15 protein-coding genes are annotated in these 19,609 nt (G+C 59.3%); 8 read left to right on the top strand and 7 right to left on the bottom strand.

Annotated features, from left to right (window positions below; genetic code table 11):
* Window positions 1–56: 56 nt before the first annotated feature.
* A complete protein-coding gene (locus ACWKV5_RS15850) occupies window positions 57–281 on the bottom strand; it encodes a YgdI/YgdR family lipoprotein (RefSeq protein WP_483842003.1) in 225 nt (74 codons plus the stop codon).
* Between the two features lie 171 nt (window positions 282–452).
* Between ACWKV5_RS15850 and ACWKV5_RS15845 the strand changes: the two genes are divergently transcribed.
* The 3 genes from ACWKV5_RS15845 to ACWKV5_RS15835 all read left to right on the top strand — a co-directional run bounded on the left by ACWKV5_RS15845 (window position 453) and on the right by ACWKV5_RS15835 (window position 5,424).
* Window positions 453–2,120 carry a VRR-NUC domain-containing protein gene (locus tag ACWKV5_RS15845; protein ID WP_483842002.1) on the top strand — a complete coding sequence of 556 codons (1,668 nt, stop codon included), beginning with the start codon at window positions 453–455 and terminating at the stop codon, window positions 2,118–2,120.
* Window positions 2,117–4,396: an ATP-dependent DNA helicase gene (locus tag ACWKV5_RS15840; RefSeq protein ID WP_483842001.1), complete on the top strand. Its 2,280-nt coding sequence runs from the start codon at window positions 2,117–2,119 to the stop codon at window positions 4,394–4,396. The genes ACWKV5_RS15845 and ACWKV5_RS15840 overlap by 4 nt, the downstream gene beginning before the upstream one ends.
* Before the next feature lie 128 nt (window positions 4,397–4,524).
* A complete protein-coding gene (locus ACWKV5_RS15835) occupies window positions 4,525–5,424 on the top strand; it encodes a zeta toxin family protein (RefSeq protein ID WP_483842000.1) in 900 nt (299 codons plus the stop codon).
* On the opposite strand, the gene ACWKV5_RS15830 is transcribed toward ACWKV5_RS15835, so the two are convergent.
* Window positions 5,405–6,157, bottom strand: coding sequence for a DJ-1/PfpI family protein (locus ACWKV5_RS15830; RefSeq protein ID WP_483841999.1), 753 nt, complete (start codon window positions 6,155–6,157; stop codon window positions 5,405–5,407). The two genes, ACWKV5_RS15835 and ACWKV5_RS15830, sit on opposite strands and share 20 nt — an antisense overlap.
* A 147-nt stretch (window positions 6,158–6,304) precedes the next feature.
* Between ACWKV5_RS15830 and ACWKV5_RS15825 the strand changes: the two genes are divergently transcribed.
* On the top strand, window positions 6,305–8,227 hold the full coding sequence (locus ACWKV5_RS15825; RefSeq protein ID WP_483841998.1) for a hybrid sensor histidine kinase/response regulator: 1,923 nt from the start codon (window positions 6,305–6,307) through the stop codon (window positions 8,225–8,227).
* Window positions 8,228–8,296: 69 nt separating this feature from the next.
* Here ACWKV5_RS15825 and ACWKV5_RS15820 read toward each other — a convergent pair whose 3' ends face one another.
* Entirely contained in the window at window positions 8,297–8,773 is a 477-nt protein-coding gene (locus ACWKV5_RS15820; RefSeq protein WP_477804704.1) for a PA2171 family ribosome-binding persister protein, read from the bottom strand.
* Between the two features lie 344 nt (window positions 8,774–9,117).
* Here ACWKV5_RS15820 and ACWKV5_RS15815 point away from each other — a divergent pair, with 344 nt between their 5' ends.
* Window positions 9,118–10,341, top strand: coding sequence for a zinc-dependent alcohol dehydrogenase (locus ACWKV5_RS15815; protein WP_483841997.1), 1,224 nt, complete (start codon window positions 9,118–9,120; stop codon window positions 10,339–10,341).
* A 54-nt stretch (window positions 10,342–10,395) separates the two neighbouring features.
* On the opposite strand, the gene ACWKV5_RS15810 is transcribed toward ACWKV5_RS15815, so the two are convergent.
* From ACWKV5_RS15810 to ACWKV5_RS15795, 4 genes are all read right to left on the bottom strand, one after another.
* Window positions 10,396–10,857, bottom strand: coding sequence for a hypothetical protein (locus ACWKV5_RS15810; protein ID WP_483841996.1), 462 nt, complete (start codon window positions 10,855–10,857; stop codon window positions 10,396–10,398).
* A gap of 21 nt (window positions 10,858–10,878) precedes the next feature.
* Window positions 10,879–12,222, bottom strand: a complete 1,344-nt coding sequence (locus ACWKV5_RS15805) for a cation:proton antiporter (RefSeq protein WP_483841995.1) — start codon at window positions 12,220–12,222, stop codon at window positions 10,879–10,881.
* 186 nt (window positions 12,223–12,408) lie between these two features.
* Entirely contained in the window at window positions 12,409–13,266 is an 858-nt protein-coding gene (locus tag ACWKV5_RS15800) for an SDR family oxidoreductase (RefSeq protein WP_483841994.1), read from the bottom strand.
* Window positions 13,267–13,492: 226 nt separating this feature from the next.
* Window positions 13,493–14,647, bottom strand: coding sequence for a MalY/PatB family protein (locus ACWKV5_RS15795; RefSeq protein WP_483841993.1), 1,155 nt, complete (start codon window positions 14,645–14,647; stop codon window positions 13,493–13,495).
* Between the two features lie 309 nt (window positions 14,648–14,956).
* Here ACWKV5_RS15795 and fdnG point away from each other — a divergent pair, with 309 nt between their 5' ends.
* From fdnG to ACWKV5_RS15780, 3 genes are read left to right on the top strand one after another with little or no spacing between them, the layout of a single operon-like run.
* A complete protein-coding gene (gene fdnG / locus ACWKV5_RS15790) occupies window positions 14,957–18,022 on the top strand; it encodes a formate dehydrogenase-N subunit alpha (protein WP_483841992.1) in 3,066 nt (1,021 codons plus the stop codon).
* The gene (fdxH, locus tag ACWKV5_RS15785; RefSeq protein ID WP_483841991.1) at window positions 18,023–18,958 is read left to right on the top strand and encodes a formate dehydrogenase subunit beta; all 936 of its coding nucleotides are present in this window, start codon (window positions 18,023–18,025) and stop codon (window positions 18,956–18,958) included. It abuts the gene before it with no gap.
* Window positions 18,955–19,608 (top strand): formate dehydrogenase subunit gamma, encoded by a 654-nt coding sequence (locus tag ACWKV5_RS15780; RefSeq protein ID WP_483841990.1) that lies wholly within the window; start codon window positions 18,955–18,957, stop codon window positions 19,606–19,608. Before fdxH ends, ACWKV5_RS15780 begins: the two co-directional genes overlap by 4 nt.
* Window position 19,609: the final 1 nt, after the last annotated feature.

Below are 19,609 nucleotides of genomic sequence, written 5' to 3'. Positions count from 1 at the left end.
GTGTGGGAGCGAGCAGGCTCCGGGCGGCGTTCCGACGAAGAACGATAACGCGGTCCTCAGTCTTCCTCGCGTACCGTGGCCACATCCTTGGCATTGACCTTCACTTTCGTCCCGGAAATATCCTCGAACTCATAGAAACCGTCCTTGGTCTTGGTTTTCGGCATGTCTTTGGTCAAGTACTGGGTGCCGTTCTGCAGGGTTACCACCGTTGGCGTCGAGCAACCGGCCAGCACCAACAAGGCCGCTGCGGCCAGCGGTAAACCCAGGGATTTGATGTTCATGTCCACCTCTCTCAATGCTGAAAAAAACCTCTATGCCGGTTGGTGCCATCGTTTGGCAGAAAGTTCGATGGCCACCCGAAAATGACCGAATAACGCCGCCGCTTATCTTTTTCCGTTTGCACCGCACGGCGGGTAGCTGTTATCTGTACGCATAACCAGTACTCGCTTGCCATGGCGCTTTTCCCTGTGACTGCAAATCCCCTCGACGACCCGTTCTATTACCTCAACAACTTCATGCAAGTGCTTGACTGGCTTGAACATCGTTATGCCGATGTATTAAGTGTAGAAGAACAAGCGTTCATCCGTGCCTTCACCCGCCTGCCCAAGGAGTCGCGGGCGCTGCTGGTCAGGATGGTGATGCGCAAGGGCGTGCATTTCAGGGCTGGCAAACTGAGTTACGTCGAAATGGGTGACATCGTCAGCGCAGCCGAACCTTTGCTGGCGGCAGGCTGGATCTCTGATGTGTCGCCGTTGCACATCGAGGAACTGTTCGACGTGTTGCTCAAGGCCGAGATTGTTCACTGCCTTGGGGCTGCGATTGATCAGCCAAAAGGCAAGAAAAGTGATTGGCTGCCGCTGCTGAGCGAGCAGTTTCCAGAACCAAAATGCTTTGCCCAATGGTGCCCGGCATTGAACGACCGGCTGTTCACCCTGACGATCATGGACCTGTGTGACCGGTTTCGACTGATGTTCTTCGGCAACCTTTATCAGGACTGGTCCGAGTTCGTGCTGGCCGACCTCGGGATCTTTACCTATGAAAAAGTCGAATTCAGTGCCGAATCCCGGGGCTTGCGCAGCCGTGAGGACGTGGACGCCTGCCTGTTCCTCCATCAGTGCCAGCAGCATTTCGAAGCAGGTGAGCCACTGGCGCCCATCGTCGAGCAGGTCAACGGGCTGACACTTGGCAATCCGTGGTTGCAGCGTCGTCGTGGCAAGTTGCTGTTCCAGATCGGCCAGCACTGTGAGCGTATCGCCGACTTCTCCAGTGCGCTGACGATTTACCGCGACTGCGCCTATCCCGGCGCACGGGTGCGGCTGATTCGTGTGCTGGAGCGCTGTGGTGAGTATCAGCTCGCCCTGGACCTGGCGAACCATGCGCAGCAGTTGCCGGAAAGTGCCACCGAGCATCAGCATTTACTGCGTGTGCTGCCCAGGCTGCGGCGCAAACTCGGCGGTCCGGCGCTCAAGCGAGCCGCCCCAAGGCCCATGCAACGCCTGGACCTGCATTTGCCCAGAACCGATCTGGCGCTGTCGGTGGAATATTACGTACAGGCGCATCTGGAGGAGGAACAGGCACCGGTGCATTACGTCGAGAACAGCCTGATCAATTCGCTGTTCGGGTTGTTGTGCTGGCCGGCCATTTTCGCGCCGCTGCCGGGGGCGTTCTTTCACCCGTTCCAGCGTGGGCCGGTCGACCTGTTGAATGAAGACTTTTGCGCGCGTCGTGCCGAGCTGTTCGAGGCATGCCTGACCGAGCTCGATGACGGTCGCTACCGGCAGACGATTCGAGAGCGTTTTGCCGCCAAGTGGGGCGTGCAGTCACCGTTCGTGTTTTGGGGCGTCCTGAATGAAACGTTGCTGGATCAGGCGCTCGATTGCCTGCCGGCGGAACACCTCAAGCACTGGTTCAGCCGCTTGCTGCTGGACATCAAGGCCAACCGCGCCGGCATGCCCGACCTGATCCAGTTCTGGCCGCAGCAGAAAACCTACCGCATGATCGAAGTCAAAGGCCCGGGCGATCGCCTGCAAGATAACCAATTGCGCTGGCTGGAATTCTGTCATGAGCATCAGATGCCCATCGCGGTCTGCTACGTGCAATGGGCGGAGCAGAGCGCTTGAGCTACAGCATTGCGGTACGGGCCCTGTGTGAATTCACCGCCAAGGTCGGCGACCTGGACCTGCGGTTCACCCCCTCACCGACGGCGCTGGAAGGCATCGTCGGGCACAGCACGGTCGCGTCCCGGCGCAGTGACGGTTATCAAAGTGAAGTGGCCCTCGAAGGCGAGTACAAAACCTTGCGGGTCAAGGGCAGGGCGGATGGCTATGACCCCGCGCAAAACTGCCTGGAAGAAGTAAAAACCTATCGCGGCGACCTGAGCAAGCAACCAGCCAACCACCGTCAGCTGCACTGGGCGCAGGCGAAGATCTATGGCTGGTTGATGTGTCGCAAGCTGGACCTGGCGCAGATCAACCTGGCGCTGGTGTATTTCGACATCGTCAGCGAAAAGGAAACCTGTCTGGTCGAGGCGTTCAGTGCGGCGCAACTGCAGCAGTTCTTCGAACATCATTGCGCGCTGTTTCTGCACTGGGCCGAGCAGGAAATGGCCCACCGTGACGCACGCAATCAGGCGGCGCAGCAACTGGCGTTTCCCCATGCGGGCTTTCGCCCGGGTCAGCGTCATTTGGCCGAATCAGTGTTCAAAGCCGTCAGTACCGGGCGTTGCCTGATGGCGCAGGCACCGACCGGCATTGGTAAAACCGTGGGCACGCTGTTTCCGATGCTCAAGGCTCTGGTGCCGCAGAAACTCGACAAGGTGTTCTTTCTCACCGCCAAGACGCCGGGGCGAAAGCTCGCGCTGGATGCGGCGCAGGTGATCCTGCAAAGCGCCGATGCGCCGCCACTTCGGGTGTTGGAGATGATCGCCCGGGACAAGGCCTGCGAGCATCCGGACAAAGCCTGTCACGGTGATTCCTGCCCGTTGGCGCGGGGGTTCTATGATCGTTTGCCCGCCGCTCGGCAGGCCGCCAGCACACTGAGCCTGTTGAATCAGGCGGCCTTGCGCGAGGTGGCGCTGGCACATGAGATCTGCCCTTATTACCTGAGCCAGGAAATGGCCCGTTGGGCCGATGTGGTGGTCGCTGACTACAACTATTACTTCGATTTCAGTGCGCTGCTGTTCGGGCTCGCCCAAGCCAACAACTGGACCGTCGCGGTGCTGGTCGACGAGGCCCACAACCTGGTGGAACGCGGCCGGCAGATGTACAGCGCCAGTCTCGACCAGTCGACGCTCAACGGTGTGCGCAAAACCGCGCCTGAAGCGCTTAAAAAGTCCTTGCAGCGGGTCAACCGCGAATGGAACGCCCTGCATAACCAGCAACCCGGTGCTTATCAGGCGTACGACAAGGCGCCGGAAAAACTGCTCCAGGCCTTGTTTTCGTGCAGCGCGAGCATCGGTGACTACCTGAACGATCACCCGCAGGGGCTGGACAGCACACTGCAAAGTTTCTACTTCGAGATGCTGCAATTCTGTCGGGTCGCCGAGCTTTTTGATGAACAGTTCCTGTTCGACATCAGCAAGCGCGACCTCGACCGCCAGCGCCCGCTGTCGCAACTGTGCTTGCGCAACGTGGTGCCGGCCGGTTTTGTCCGTCCACGCCTGACCGCCGCGCGCAGCACCGTGCTGTTTTCGGCGACGCTGAGCCCGCGGCGTTACTACGCGGACCTGCTGGGCACCCCGGCGAACACGGTCTGGATCGACGTGGAATCACCGTTTCACGCCGACCAGTTGCAGGTGCACATCGTCAGCCAGATCTCCACACGCTTCGTCCACCGGCAGGCATCGCTTGAGCCGATTGTCGAACTCATCGCCCGGCAGTTCGGCGAACGCCCCGGCAACTACCTGGCGTTCTTCAGCAGCTTCGATTACTTGCAGCAAGTCTTGCAGGTGCTGGCCGAGCGTCATCCGCATATCACGCTGTGGTCACAATCCCGGGGAATGGGTGAAGCGCAGCGCCAGGACTTTCTCGACCAGTTCACCGCGCACAGCCAGGGCATCGGCTTCGCGGTGTTGGGCGGCGCGTTTGGTGAGGGCATCGATTTGCCGGGCGCACGCTTGATCGGCGCGTTCATCGCCACACTGGGTCTGGCACAACTCAACCCGGTCAACGAACAGATTAAACACCGTATGGCCGCCATTTTCGGTGCCGGTTATGACTACACCTACCTGTTTCCAGGCGTGCAGAAAGTGGTGCAGGCCGCCGGGCGGGTGATCCGTACCCAGCAAGACCAAGGGGTGGTGATGCTCATCGATGACCGGTTTGGCGAGAGCAAGGTTAAACAGTTATTGCCACGTTGGTGGTCGGTTGAACCGACGCATTTTCGCGTTAGCAAGTAGGAATATTCGCCTTTAAAAACAGTGACATATCCTGAAAGACACGCTGATTTGAACAAACACCGAATCAGCGCTTTATTCAAAGGGCAGGCAATCACTTCCCAGCGAATCTTTGATAAGGAAATCAAGGTATGTCAGTCACGCCGCAATACGCCTACACCCCGGAGCAGGTCACTGCCGCATTCAATGAAATCAAAGCGACGTTGTTTCGTGGCATCACCGCCCAGGCCATTCCAAAAGTCCTCATCGTTGCCGGGCTCCAAGGCTCGGGAAAAACCTATCTGCTGGAAAAAACCCTACTGCCCTCCAAGCGCTATGAGCAGTATGTTCGCCTTTACTTACCCGAATACCGACAAAAACACCCCCAGTACGCCGAGATGATCAAGCGTGGAGTCCTGCATGCGTATAAGCATACGGAAGCCTTTGTCCGGGAAGTCAGCACCAAGATTTTCACCGAAGCCTTCACCCTCAAATACAACATCATCATGGAATGTGCGTTCGACAGCCTCGATTTCGCGGCTTTTCCACCCCTGGCAACCGCCGCCGGTTATCAGTTCGAGACGCATATCGTGGGCTGCAATCAAGCGTTCGCTCACCTGTCGAGCATCAAAAGAGCCCTGAACAGCCTGGAAAATAGAGAACTGGAAAGGTTTGTCACGTGCACAGCGCTGCAAGCCAGCATGAGTAACGCGCAGGCGATCATCCTGGCCTTTGAAACAGCCTCCAAAGCGGTCAGCGGCTCACAGATCACGGTGTATGAACGGGGTCTCGGCGGGTTGAAAGAGCGGGTATCGCGTTTCCAGAAGACCTACGCAACGATCGCCAACGAAGTCATTCCCCCAGAGGCACCGACCGCGTGCAGCGCCTATGCCTGCATCATCAGTAACCATATCTACACCATGAGGGAGCGCGACGAGATGCTGAAGGAGTGTCATCTGGCGCTGCTCAAAACCCAGGCACACCCCACGCTGGTGCCTGATTTCGTCTACAACGACCTGCATGCCTATATCGTCAAATACGTGAACCGATAAGGCGCACCCATTCGGCGGCAAAGCGATGGCAGTCTCCCGGCCAGCGTGCGGTCAGTAACTGGCCATCGCGCACGGCAAAGCCTCGTTGTGGCTGGTCCGCCGAATCACGTACGGCGAGCAAGGGGCCCCGCAGGAAATCTGCGGGGCTGGAAAGCGCCGCGGTGACTTCTGCCTCGACCGTCTGCGGGTAGGTTCGGTAGTAACGCCCAAGCCAGGGCGCGGTGATTGCCCAGGCAGGCAGTTCCATGGTGTTGGCCACCAGCGCGGTGACCTTGCGACCCCGTAATACGGAAAGCCCGGTATCGGGGTTGACGGTACGGGCCAGCAATAGAACGCCGTGACACACCGCCGCCACCGGTTTGTCTGCGTTAAAAAAGTGCAGGGCGATCCGCTGTGCCTCAGCAGATTCCAGCAAGTTGCGCATGCCTTTGGCATGGCCGCCTGGAATCAACAATCCATCGAACTCGCTCGGGTCGACAGCGTCATAGGACGAGGGTTGGCGAAATGAGGCGTCTTCCGTCATCTGTCTGTAGCTGGCCAGGTCGGGCTTGCGTGTCATCAGCAGCGGGTTGAGCGGACCAAAGCCAATGTCCACCAGACGCGAATCGGCGTAGGCGGGCAAACCCTGTGGTGTGGCAAAACGCACTTCGATGCCGGCACTGCGCATCGCTTGCCAGGGCACGCTGCTCTCGGTCGGGTCGTAGTCGCAGGTCGGCAATAGCATCAGAATCATGGAAGCGCCTTTTATCTGCCGGAAATGGCAGTTGGCGTCGAGCATAGGTGGTCTGTTGCCTGGACTCCACTGAACAAGCGAGTTGCGGCTTTCCAAACCCACGGTTTGCCTCATACTCCATAAAAATGAAAGTCGCGGGTGTGATTGATGAGTGATGTGCCGTCCAAAACCAATTCCATCGAGGAGATGCGCTTTCGCCTGCTGATTGATGCTGTGGTGGACTACGCGATCTACATGATCGATCCCGACGGCATCATCACCAGCTGGAACTCCGGCGCCCGGCGTTTCAAAGGCTACGAGGAAGCGGAGATTCTCGGCCAGCACTTCTCGCGGTTCTATACAGAAGAAGATCGACGTGCCGGTTTGCCCCAGCGCGCACTGGACACGGCCATTAATGAAGGCCGTTTCGAAGGCGAAGGCTGGCGTGTGCGCAAGGACGGCACGCATTTCTGGTCGCACGTGGTGATCGACCCGATTATCGATCCGACCGGCAAGTTGCTGGGGTTCGCCAAAATTACCCGGGATCTCACCGACCGTAAAATGGCCGAGGAAACCCTCAAGCAAAGCGAGCAGCAGTTCCGGTTACTGGTGCAAAGCGTCACGGATTACGCCATCTACATGCTGGCCCCGGACGGGCGTTTGACCAACTGGAATCCGGGCGCCCAGCGCATAAAGGGTTACCGTCCCGAAGAAGTCATCGGCCAGCACTTCTCTATCTTTTATACCCCTGAAGACCGCGAAGCCGGTGAACCGCAACGGGCCTTGGAAACCGCCACGCGAGAGGGACGCTTCGAGAACAAGGCCTGGCGCGTACGCAAGGACGGTACACGGTTTTACGCTCACGTCGTGGTGGACCCGATCTGGGGTGAAACCGGCACGCTGCTGGGGTTTGCCAAGATAACCCGCGATATCACAGAGGCGACCCTCGCCCAACAAGACCTTGAGCGAACCCGCGAGGCGTTGTTCCAGGCGCAGAAAATGCAGGCCATCGGCCAACTCAGCGGCGGGATAGCCCACGACTTCAACAACCTGTTGACGGTGATCCTCGGCAACCTCGAAATCGTGCGCAAGCGCGTCGCGAATGATCCGAAGGTCATGCGGCTGATCGACAACGCCACTCAAGGGGCCTTGCGCGGTGTGTCGTTGACCCAGCGGATGCTGGCGTTTGCCAGACGCCAGGAGCTCAAATCCGAATCCGTGGAAATTCCCGGATTGATTGAAGGCATCAGCGGTTTGTTGCGCAGTTCTTTAGGGCCGTCGGTACAACTCGAAACCCGTTTTTCGCCGGGACTGGTGCCGGTCATGGCGGACAATAACCAGCTCGAACTGGCTGTCCTAAACCTTGCCACCAACGCCCGCGATGCCATGCCCCATGGCGGCAAAATCGTGATCAGCGCCCAGACGGAAGAGGTTCACGATCATTCGGCGTTGTCCCTGGCGCCGGGCCAATATGTTTGCATGAGCGTCTCCGATACCGGCGAAGGCATGGATGCAATCACCCTGGCGTCAGCGATGGACCCGTTCTTCACCACCAAAGGCGTCGGCAAAGGCACCGGCCTGGGGTTGTCGATGGTTCATGGATTTATCGAACAACTGGGCGGGCGATTCATTCTCAAGAGCCAGGCGGGCAGTGGCACCCGGGCCGAACTGTGGATACCCGCTGCCACGATGGCTTCGGTCATTCCCAAAGTTGCCGAAGACGAGGCAGTGGCCCCCGAGTACAGGTTGTGCGTCCTGGTCGTGGACGACGACAGCCTGGTGCTGACGAGCACCGGCCTGTTGCTCGAAGACCTCGGCCACCGGGTGATCAGTGCGACATCCGGTGCCCAAGCGTTGGAGCTGTTCGCGAGCACGCCGGGTATCGATCTGGTCATTACCGACATGGCCATGCCGCAAATGAATGGCGCACAACTGGCACATGCGATCCGGGTCATGCAGCCGGAACTGCCGATAGTCCTTGCCACGGGGTATGCCGAGCGCCTGGAGGGGTTTGCGGTCGAACTGCCGCGGTTGTCCAAACCGTTCACTCAGCTCAACCTGATTGAAATCATTGCCCAGGCGATGAAATGACAAAGGCTAACGTGTGGCGAGGGAGCAAGCTCCCTCGCCACAGATACAGCGTCAAGTTTAAGTGAATGTTCAAGCGGCGAGATTGCCGTCACTCAGTTCTTTTTTGTACTGAGCCTTCAGCGTCTCCATTTGCGCGCCCAACTCTTCCAGCGTCGCTTTGCCCAGCAGCTTTTTCGCCTGCGGGAACATCTCGGTTTCTTCCTCTTCGATGTGGTGTTCCAACAGCTCCTTGACCACTTTGACCCGACCGGCAAACTCCGGAGTGGACGGGTCGGTGACTTTCAGATCCGGCAGCACCAGCGAGTCCACGGTGCGGTGCTCTTCCTTGGCTTCGTAATACATCACGTCCTGCTCCTTGCCGCCGGCCTTTTTATACGCCGGGTACAGGACTTCCTCCTCAAGTCGCGTATGAATGCTGATTTCCATCTCCAGCTTGGCCAGCAACTCTGTGCGCTTTTTAACGCCGCGCTCAGTGGATTCGCTCAATTGGCTCAGGATGCCTTTCACACGTTCATGGTCAGCTTTCAACAGATCGATGGCGTTCATGGTCAAGTCTCTCAAGTCGTCACGGGGATGAGCGCGCACGGTCTCAATGGCCGATAGTCGCTTGAGGGGATAGAGCAGGAGTCGTGCCGATTTTTGACTGGGCTATATCACTCGTAATATCAAATAGTTACATGCCTTGATGGCTAACTGCGCTCATGCAGGCTGCATGAGTCCGTCATTTGGCTCATGCAGTTCGCAGTGCCACGCCAGCAACTTTGTGAACGCGACACCACAGCGTTTTACCGTCGATCAGATTCGCCACTCATGCAACTGAACTCGCCTCTGAAGCCAGCTCCCTTAATACAGACAGCCGAGACTTTTCAATCACCCGCGAGGATGTAGCCATGCGAGCAATGACGTACCACGGTGCCCACGACGTCAAGGTAGAAACCGTTCCAGATCCCGTCATCGAAGCCGCTGACGACATCATCTTGCGGGTGACCGCCACAGCCATCTGTGGATCGGATCTGCACCTGTATCGCGGCAAGATTCCGACCGTGGAGCATGGCGATATCTTCGGCCACGAATTCATGGGCATCGTCGAGGAAACCGGCTCCGCCGTCACGGCCGTACAGCGTGGCGATCGGGTAGTTATCCCGTTCGTGATCGCCTGCGGTGACTGCTTCTTCTGCCAGATGGAGTTGTACGCCAGCTGCGAAACCACCAATGCGGGCAGAGGCGCAATCATCAATAAAAAGGCAATCCCTCCAGCGGCGGCGTTGTTTGGCTTCAGTCGTTTGTACGGTGGGATTCCCGGTGGCCAGGCTGAACTGGTCAGAGTACCTAAAGCCAATGTCGGGCCGTTCAAAGTGCCGGGAACACTGGCGGACGAGAAGGTGTTGTTTCTTTCGGACATTCTGCCCACGGCGTGGCAGGCCGTGCTCAATGCCGGTATTGGGCCAGGTTCGAGCCTTGCGATTTATGGCGCAGGCCCCGTGGGGTTATTGAGCGCGGCGTGCGCCAAAATGCTCGGCGCCGAGCAGATTTTCATGGTCGATCACCACGACTACCGGTTGGCCTACGCGCAACGCACCTATGGCGTGATTCCGATCAACTTTGATGACGATGATGACCCGGCCGATACGATCATTCGGCAAACAGCGGGCAGTCGCGGGGTGGATGCGGTGATCGATGCGGTGGGGTTTGAAGCCAAGGGCAGTACCACCGAAACTGTGCTCGCCACCCTGAAACTCGAGGGCAGCAGCGGCAAGGCGCTACGCCAGTGTATTGCCGCGGTACGGCGCGGAGGTGTGGTCAGCGTTCCGGGTGTTTATTCAGGGTTTATCCATGGGTTTCTGTTCGGAGATGCCTTCGACAAGGGCCTGACGTTCAAGATGGGCCAGACTCACGTGCAGCGCTATTTGCCGGAACTGCTCGGGCACATTGAGACCGGACGCTTGCAACCGGAGGCGATCATCACCCATCGGATGTCCCTGGAGCAGGCGGCGGAGGGCTACAAGCTTTTCGACAAGAAACAGGAACAGTGCCGCAAGGTGATTTTGACGCCGGGTTCCAGCGATGTCCCGTTGACCGAAAATTTTGAAAGCGAGGCGGTGCCGGTGATGTAGCGGCGGCCAGCAGGCAAAAAGAAACCCGGCAATCGCCGGGCTTCTTTTTTACGCTCAGGCTCGGTGTTCAAGCTGCTGGCGCAGATGATGAGAATTGCTGACGGACAGTGGAATCGGCGGGAAATCCTCGTTGAGCAAGCGCAGATGCTCGATCGCTTCCTGAAACTTCAGATCAGCTTTGCGGCGCAATGCGCGATAGCGATCAAACAGCTCCACATCCAGATCGCCGCCATCGAGCATTTCGAATGCACATCGGCTCAAGTCCTGGGCCTCTTCGAACATCTGACGGTTACGTTCCAGGGCAAATGCCCGGCAGGCTTTGATTTCATCGGGGGAGGAACATTCGATCATGACCGGCACCTTTTTCTTTTCCAGGGTTCCTTTGAATAGGCGTCGTTGCCACAGTGGAACCGAACCTGTCGGATCCCGCGACACAAACACAGCGGGATTGAATATGTGACTGCCGGGAGAAAAAGGGATTTCAATTTTTTGCAGGCGAAAATTCGATAAATCCATTGATGAGATGCAGAGAAAAAATCAAATAATCTGTTTTTTCAGTCGTTCGTAACGGGCGAGGGTCGGCTGGGTGGTGATCCCGTGAATCAGGATACTCAACGCCACCACCGACAAGGTCAGATCAGTGCACAGCGACGCAACCGACTGACCGAGCCCGTGGTTCAACGCATAAAACAGGTAATAAAGGCTGCCGATGCCGCGAATGCCGAACCAACCGATCAAGGCTCGCTGCCGCCAGTCAAGCAAACGGCCCCAAGGCATGGCGGCCACACTCAGCGGCCGGATCAGGCAAAACAGCACGCCGCCGATGGGCAGGGCACGCCAATCCCAATGGGCAATCAGCACCACGCCCAGCAGCGTCACCAGAAACACTTCCATGGCCCGCTCCACGAGGCTACCGAAGGCGAGCATGTCACTCATCATGATGCCCGCCGCAACCTGGCCGTCTTCCAGGTGCTCAGTGTTGCCACGCATCGCATGTTGCGGCTCGACATTCTGATGACCCACTACGGGCTGGACCAGATGCTCGGCGGGCTCCTGCGATTCGCCCGTGGTGCTGACCTCTGCCTGACGCAAGCCGAGACCGGCGGCGAACACCGAGAGAAAACCATAGGCATGAATAGCTTCGGCCCCGACATAGGCCAGGGCAATCAAGGCAAGGGCGAGGTAATCATTTGGGGACAGCGTACTGTCATCATTCTGGATTCGCAGCGTCAGCGTCACACGCCCGATGCCGCGTCCCATCCAGTAACCCGTGAGCAAACCGGCGGGGACGGCCCAGAGCAGGCTTTTCAGCGCCCAGTGACCCAGCCAGCCGGGATCGCCGTCGTGTTGCAACAACAGCAATCCAAGGATCACGAACGGAAACGCGATGCCATCGTTGAGCCCTGCCTCACCCGACAGGCCGAAGCGCACCCGGTCGTCATCACGTGCGTCGTTGACCTGTACCAGGGCAGCCAGCACCGGGTCGGTCGGTGCCAGAATCGAGCCAATCAGGACCGAGGCGCCCCACGACACGCCGAAGCCGTAGTGCAACAGCAAGCACACGCCGCCAATGGTCAAGACCATGACCGGCCCGGCCAGCCCGAAAGCGATTCGCCAGGTCTTGTCCTTGAGCGGCAGGCGCAGTTTCAGACCGCAGACAAACAACGAAAAGAGCACCGCGACTTCCGTCAGGTGCTCCATCCAGTCAGCGGCGTCATTGGTGTTGAGCTTCAACAAACCCAGTGCGCCCGGGCCGATGGCCGCGCCCAGCACCAGGCAAACCGCCGATGTGGTCACCGGCATCCAGCGCAGGTACGACGACGTCAGCGCCAGTGTCAGCAGCACGGCACCCAGCACCGCCACCCATAGAATGAAGCTCATGTCTTAACCCGCAGGGAAGGAAGTGCGATGCCGGGGCTGATGCAATCAACCAACCGTCGCGCGCAGTATTCAGGCGACAGCAGGTTGAACCACACCAGAATCATTTCCACCAGAATAGTCACTAAAACCAGCAAGCCCACACCCCGCCGACCCATGTAGCAGCCGTCGAAGGCTGCTGCTACAGGTTCACAGGATCGGCTTGCCGCCCGTGATGCCATAGCGTTGGCCGGTGATGTAACTGGCCTCGTCCGACGCCAGCAACACGTAAATCGGCGCGACTTCAACCGGTTGCCCTGGCCGCCCCAATGGGGTCTCTGAACCAAAGTTCTGCACTTCGTCATCGGGCATGGTCGAGACAATCAGCGGCGTCCAGATCGGCCCCGGTGCCACGCTGTTCACCCGGATGTTTTTCGGCCCGAGCATCTGCGCCAGTCCACCGGTGAAATTGGCAATTGCGCCCTTGGTGGTGGCGTAGGCGAGAAGAGTGGGTTTGGGCAGGTCTGAGTTGACCGAACTGGTGTTGATGATCGAACTGCCGGCCTTCATGTGCTTCAACGCCGCCTTGCAGATTCTGAACATGGCGGTGATGTTCACATCGAAAGTCATCACCCATTCTTCGTCCGTGATGTCCTCGATGCTGTCGTGGCTCATCTGGAACGCAGCGTTGTTGACCAGAATATCGATGCGCCCGAAGCGCTCGACGGTCTTGTCGACCAAGGCCTGGCATTCGGTTTTGTGCGCGATGTCGCCGGGCAGCAGCAGGGTTTGCCGACCAGCCTGTTCCACCCAGTTGGCAGTTTCCTGAGCGTCTTCGTGTTCATTCAGGTAGGCAATGGCGACATCCGCGCCTTCACGGGCGAAGGCAATGGCCACCGCGCGACCGATGCCGCTGTCGGCGCCAGTGATCAAGGCGATCTTGCCCTGCAACCGGCCCGAGCCTTTATAGGACTGCTCGCCACAGTCAGGGACGGGGTCCATCTTGCGCTGGGAACCGGGGACGGCTTGGGCTTGTTTGGGGAAGGGTGGTTTTGGATAGTCAGTCATCTTCAATCTCCGGGTTCAAGGCAATCGGGTCAAAGGGTTGACCGTTGGGTTTTGTCTTGAGTTCGGTTGGATTTCAGGTACCGATAATTCCAAATGCCCCACAAATCCCTGTGGGAGCGAGCCTGCTCGCGAAGACGGTATGTCAGCCAACATCAATGTCGACTGGAATGACGCTTTCGCGAGCAGGCTCGCTCCCACAGGGGGATGTGGTGAAGTTGAGAGAGGATCAGGCCTTGCGATTGCGCAAGCTGCGCTCCATCCGCGCAATGCCTTCTTCGAGCAACGCCCGTGGGCAGCCGAAGTTCAGACGTACGAACTGCCCGGCGTCATCACCGAAATCCAGGCCAGGGCTCAAACCGACTTTGGCTTCCTCGAGGAAGAACTGCTGCGGGTTGTCCAGTCCCAGCATCGAGCAATCGAGCCACGCCAGATAGGTGCTTTGCGGCACGTTCATGGTGACGCCAGGCAGGCGCGTGCGAACGGCGTCGACCAGGTAATCGCGGTTGCTTTGCAGGTACGCGCTCAGCTCCGCCAGCCACGGCCCGGCTTCGCTGTAGGCGACGCGGGTGGCTTCCAGGCCCAGCGGGTTGACGCTGTCGACCATGCCGCAACGGGCGTGGTTGACCTTCTCGCGCAGGGCACGGTCCTGAATGATCATGAACGAGGTTTTCAGGCCGGCGATGTTGTAGGCCTTGCTCGCCGACATCAGTGTGATCGTGCGCCGGGCGATGTCCGCGCTCAGGGTCGCCATCGGTACATGCTTGCGCCCGTCGAAGCACAGCTCGGCGTGGATTTCATCCGAGATGATCCAGGCACCCTGTTCCAGGCATATGTCGGCAATCGCTTGCAGCTCTTCGCGCGGGAAGGCTTTGCCCAGCGGGTTGTGCGGGTTGCTCAGCAGCAGCGCGCCGCCACCTTGTAGCGACTGACTGAGGGTGGCGAGCGGTGTGGTGTAAGTGCCGTCAGCCTGCTCATCGAAATTCAGCTCGACCTTGTTCAGGCCCCAATGACCCGGCGCGTGGCGCAGTGGCGGATAGTTGGGCACCTGCACCACGACGTTCTGTGGCGGCTGGACCAGCGCTTTCAGGGCCATGTTGAAACCCGATTCAACCCCCGGCAGAAAGATCAGCTCTTGCGGCTCGACGCGCCAGGCGTATTTGTTCCAGAGGTCGGCGACGATGGCGTCGCGCAGGTCATCCGGGGCCACGCTGTAGCCGACCATCGGGTGTTCCAGGCGTTTTTGCAGGGCCCGGATGATCATCGGCGGCGCGGCAAAATCCATGTCGGCCACCCACATCGGCAGCACGTCGGCCGGGTAGCGGCTCCATTTGGTGCTACCGGTGTTATGGCGGTCGAACACCTGATCAAAATCGAAAGTCATGCGCGGTCTCGTGAAAGCAGGATTGGAATGGCGACCATGATAATCGCCAAGCCCTGTGGGAGCGAGCCTGCTCGCGAAAGCGCCGTGTCAGGCACCCACGATGTCGACTGATACGTCGTCTTCGCGAGCAGGCTCGCTCCCACAGGTTTTGTGGTTTGGTTGATATCCCGGCGTGCCCGACGGTCGGTTTTCACACCGGGCGCGTCGGGGTTGTCTAGAGTTTCAAGTGTCGGCAGCCCGGCTGCCGCCACCGTGATTGATTGAAAAGTCCGGCAAAGTCCCGGATTTCCACCTGATCAGGAGTGCACGATGGACCTCAGCCGTCGTCAGTTCTTCAAGGTCGCTGGTATCGGCCTTGCGGGCTCGAGCCTGGGCGCGTTGGGCATGGCTCCCACGCTGGCCTTTGCCGAGCAGGTGCGCCACTTCAAGCTTGCCGCCACTCATGAAACCCGCAACACCTGCCCGTATTGCTCGGTCGGTTGCGGCTTGATCATGTACAGCCAGGGCGATACAGCCAAGAATGTCGCGCAAAGCATCATCCACATCGAAGGTGACGCCGACCACCCGGTCAACCGCGGCACCCTTTGCCCCAAAGGCGCGGGCCTGCTGGACTTCATTCACAGCCCCGGCCGCCTGCAATACCCGCAGGTACGCAAGCCCGGCAGCAGCGAGTGGACGCGCATCTCCTGGGATGAAGCGCTGGATCGTGTCGCCGACCTGATGAAGGCCGACCGCGATGCCAACTTCATCGAGAAGAACGCGCAAGGCCAAACGGTGAATCGCTGGCTGACCACCGGTTTCCTCGCCGCCTCGGCAGCGTCCAACGAAGCGGGCTACATCACCCACAAGGTCATTCGCAGTCTCGGCATGCTGGGGTTTGATAACCAGGCGCGTGTCTGACACGGCCCGACGGTGGCAAGTCTTGCCCCGACGTACGGCCGTGGTGCCATGACCAATACCTGGACCGATATCGCCAACGCGAATCTGGTTCTGGTGATGGGCGGCAACGCAGCAGAAGCGCACCCGTGCGGTTTCAAATGGGTGACGGAAGCCAAGGCGCACAACAAGGCGCGGCTGATCGTGGTCGACCCGCGATTCACCCGCACAGCCTCGGTGGCCGACTATTACGCGCCGATTCGCACCGGCACCGACATCGCCTTCATGGGCGGGCTGATCAACTACCTGCTGACCGAGGACAAGATCCAGCACGAATACGTGCGCAACTACACCGACGTGTCGTTCATCGTCAAAGCCGGTTATGGCTTCGAGGACGGGATTTTCAGCGGTTACGACGTGGCCAAGCGCAGCTACACCGATAAATCCGGCTGGGGTTACGAACTCGGTGAAGACGGCTTCGTCAAGGTCGACCCGACCCTGCAAGATCCGCGCTGCGTCTATCAACTGATGAAGCAGCATTACAGCCGCTACAACATCGACCTGGCGAGCCAGATTTGCGGGATGCCGGTCGATGCCATGCAGAAGATCTGGGATGAGATCGCGACCTGCTCGGTGCCAGGCAAGACCATGACCATCCTCTATGCATTGGGCTGGACCCAGCACTCGATCGGCTCGCAGATCATCCGCAGCGCGGCAATGGTGCAATTGCTGCTGGGCAACGTCGGCATGCCCGGCGGGGGCGTGAACGCCTTGCGCGGGCACTCCAACATTCAGGGCCTGACCGACCTTGGGTTGCTGTCCAACTCGCTGCCGGGTTACCTCACCTTGCCGACCGACGCCGAGCAGGACTACGCCGCCTACATCACTAAACGCACGCAAAAACCGTTGCGTCCGGGGCAGTTGTCCTACTGGCAGAACTACAGCAAGTTCCACGTCAGCCTGATGAAAGCCTGGTACGGCGGTAACGCCACGGTCGAGAACAATTGGGCCTACGACTACCTGCCGAAACTGGACATTCCCAACTACGACATCCTCAAAGTGTTCGACCTGATGGGCCAGGGCAAGGTCAATGGCTACATGTGCCAGGGCTTCAACCCCATCGCGGCGTTGCCTGACAAGAATCGGGTGATGGCGGCGCTGGCCAAGTTGAAATGGCTGGTGGTGATGGACCCGCTGTCCACCGAGACCTCGGAATTCTGGCGCAATGTCGGGCCGTACAACGATGTGAAAAGTGCCGACATCCAGACCGAAGTGATCCGCCTGCCCACCACCTGTTTTGCCGAGGAAGACGGCTCGCTGGTCAACAGCAGCCGCTGGCTGCAATGGCACTGGAAGGGTGCGGACGGGCCGGGCGAAGCGCAAACCGACATTCGGATCATGGCCGAACTGTTCCTGCGCCTGCGTCAGCGCTATGAAGCGAAGGGTGGCGCCTATCCCGATCCGATCCTCAAATTGTCGTGGCAGTACAAGATTCCCGACGAGCCCTCGCCGGAGGAACTGGCCAAGGAAATAAACGGCTACGCCACCACCGACTTCACCGACGCCACGGGCGCAGCGATCAAGGGCAATGTGCAACTGGCCGCGTTCAGTCAGCTCAAGGACGACGGCAGCACCGCGTCCGGCTGCTGGATTTTCTGTGGCAGCTGGACCGAAACCGGCAACCAGATGGCCCGGCGCGACAACAGCGATCCGTATGGCATGCACCAGCACCAAGGCTGGGCCTGGGCGTGGCCGGCGAACCGGCGGATTCTCTACAACCGCGCCTCGGCCGATCCGCAAGGCAAGCCTTGGGACCCGAAAAAACGCCTGGTGTGGTGGAACGGCAAGGCCTGGGGCGGCACCGATGTGCCCGACTACAAGGCCGACGTGCCACCGGAAGCGGGGATGAATCCGTTCATCATGAACCCCGAAGGCGTGGCACGGTTCTTCGCCGTCGACAAGATGAACGAAGGCCCGTTCCCCGAGCACTACGAGCCGTTCGAAACGCCGATCGGTATCAACCCGCTGCACCCGACCAACAAACAAGCCACCAGCAACCCGGCGGCGCGGATCTTCGATTCGGTGTGGGATTCCCTCGGTGTGGCCAAGGACTACCCGTACGCGGCCACCAGTTACCGCTTGACCGAGCATTTCCACTTCTGGAGCAAGCACTGCAAGCTCAACGCCATTGCCCAACCGGAGCAGTTCGTCGAAATTGGCGAAGTGCTGGCCAAGGAAAAAGGCATCGTCGCCGGCGACCGTGTGCGGGTCAGCAGCAAGCGCGGGCATATTGAAGCGGTGGCGGTGGTGACCAAGCGGATTCGTCCGCTGCAGGTCAACAATCAAGTGGTGCACCAGATCGGCATCCCGCTGCACTGGGGTTTTACCGGACTTACGCGTCACGGATACCTAACCAACACCCTGGTGCCGTTCCTCGGCGATGGCAACACACAGACCCCGGAATCCAAGTCATTCCTGGTCAACGTGGAGAAAGTCTAAATGGCCAGCCAAGACATCATTGCCCGTTCGGCCACCACGACTGTCCCGCCTTCGGTGCGCAATCAGGAGGAAGTGGCCAAGCTGATCGACACCACCAAGTGCATCGGCTGCAAGGCGTGTCAGGTGGCTTGTTCGGAATGGAACGAGCTGCGCGACGACGTCGGTCACAACCTCGGCACCTACGACAACCCGCAGGACCTCAGCGCAGAAACCTGGACCCTGATGCGTTTCACCGAGCACGAAACCGACGCCGGCAATCTCGAATGGCTGATCCGCAAGGACGGCTGCATGCACTGCGCCGAACCGGGTTGCCTGGCGGCATGCCCCAGCCCCGGCGCGATCATCAAGCACGCCAACGGCATTGTCGATTTCAACCAGGACCATTGCATCGGCTGCGGCTATTGCATCACCGGTTGCCCGTTCAACATTCCACGGATCTCGCAAAAGGATCACAAGGCGTACAAATGCACCTTGTGTTCGGACCGGGTTGAAGTCGGACTGGAACCGGCCTGCGTGAAAACCTGCCCAACGGGCGCCATCGTCTTCGGCACCAAGGAAGACATGAAGGAACACGCGGCCGAACGGATCGTCGATCTGAAAAGCCGTGGCTTCGAAAACGCCGGCCTGTACGACCCGGCCGGTGTTGGCGGCACCCACGTGATGTACGTGCTGCACCACGCCGACACGCCGCTGCTGTACGCCGGGCTGGCGAAAGACCCGGAGATCAGCCCATTGGTGGGCTTGTGGAAAGGCATGAGCAAACCCTTGGGCTTGCTCGCGATGGGCCTGGCGGTGCTGGCCGGGTTCTTCCACTACGTGCGCATCGGCCCGCAGGTGGTGGAAGAGGATGAGTTGCCGCCGCTCAAGGACAACGCGGTGCACGAAGTCGACCCATCGGTGCATACCTTTGATCCGCGCGGGGAGGACAGACCATGATCCGCAAACAGATCCTGCGCTACACCGCTGGCCAGCGCACCAATCACTGGCTGGTGGCGATCCTGTTTTTCATGGCGGCACTGTCCGGGCTGGCGTTGTTTCATCCGGCGCTGTTCTGGCTCAGCAATCTGTTTGGCGGTGGCCCGTGGACGCGAATCCTGCATCCGTTTATGGGCGTGGTGATGTTCGTGCTGTTCCTCGGGCTGGTGTTTCGCTTCTGGCGGGCCAACTTTTTCATCCGCAATGACGGCTTGTGGCTCAAGCGGATCGACAGGGTGATTCAAAACGAGGAGGAGGGCGTGCCGCCCATTGGCAAATACAACCCCGGACAGAAGCTGCTGTTCTGGACCTTGTTGGCCTGCATGCTTGCGCTGTTGTTGACCGGGCTGGTGATCTGGCGCGCGTATTTCAGCGTTTATTTCGGCATCACGGCGATTCGCTGGGCCATGCTGCTGCATGCGTTGGCCGGATTTGTACTGGTGCTCAGTATCATCATCCACATCTACGCCGGTATCTGGATCAAGGGCTCGATCAGCGCCATGGTGCATGGCTGGGTCAGCCGCGCCTGGGCGAAAAAACACCATGAACTCTGGTACCGCGAAGTGACCCGCGACGAACATCCCGACCCGCCGATCAGCAAAAAAGGATAAG

The sequence above is a fragment of the Pseudomonas oplopanacis genome, from assembly GCF_057128725.1.
This window is presented reverse-complemented; position numbering and strand designations above follow the sequence as displayed.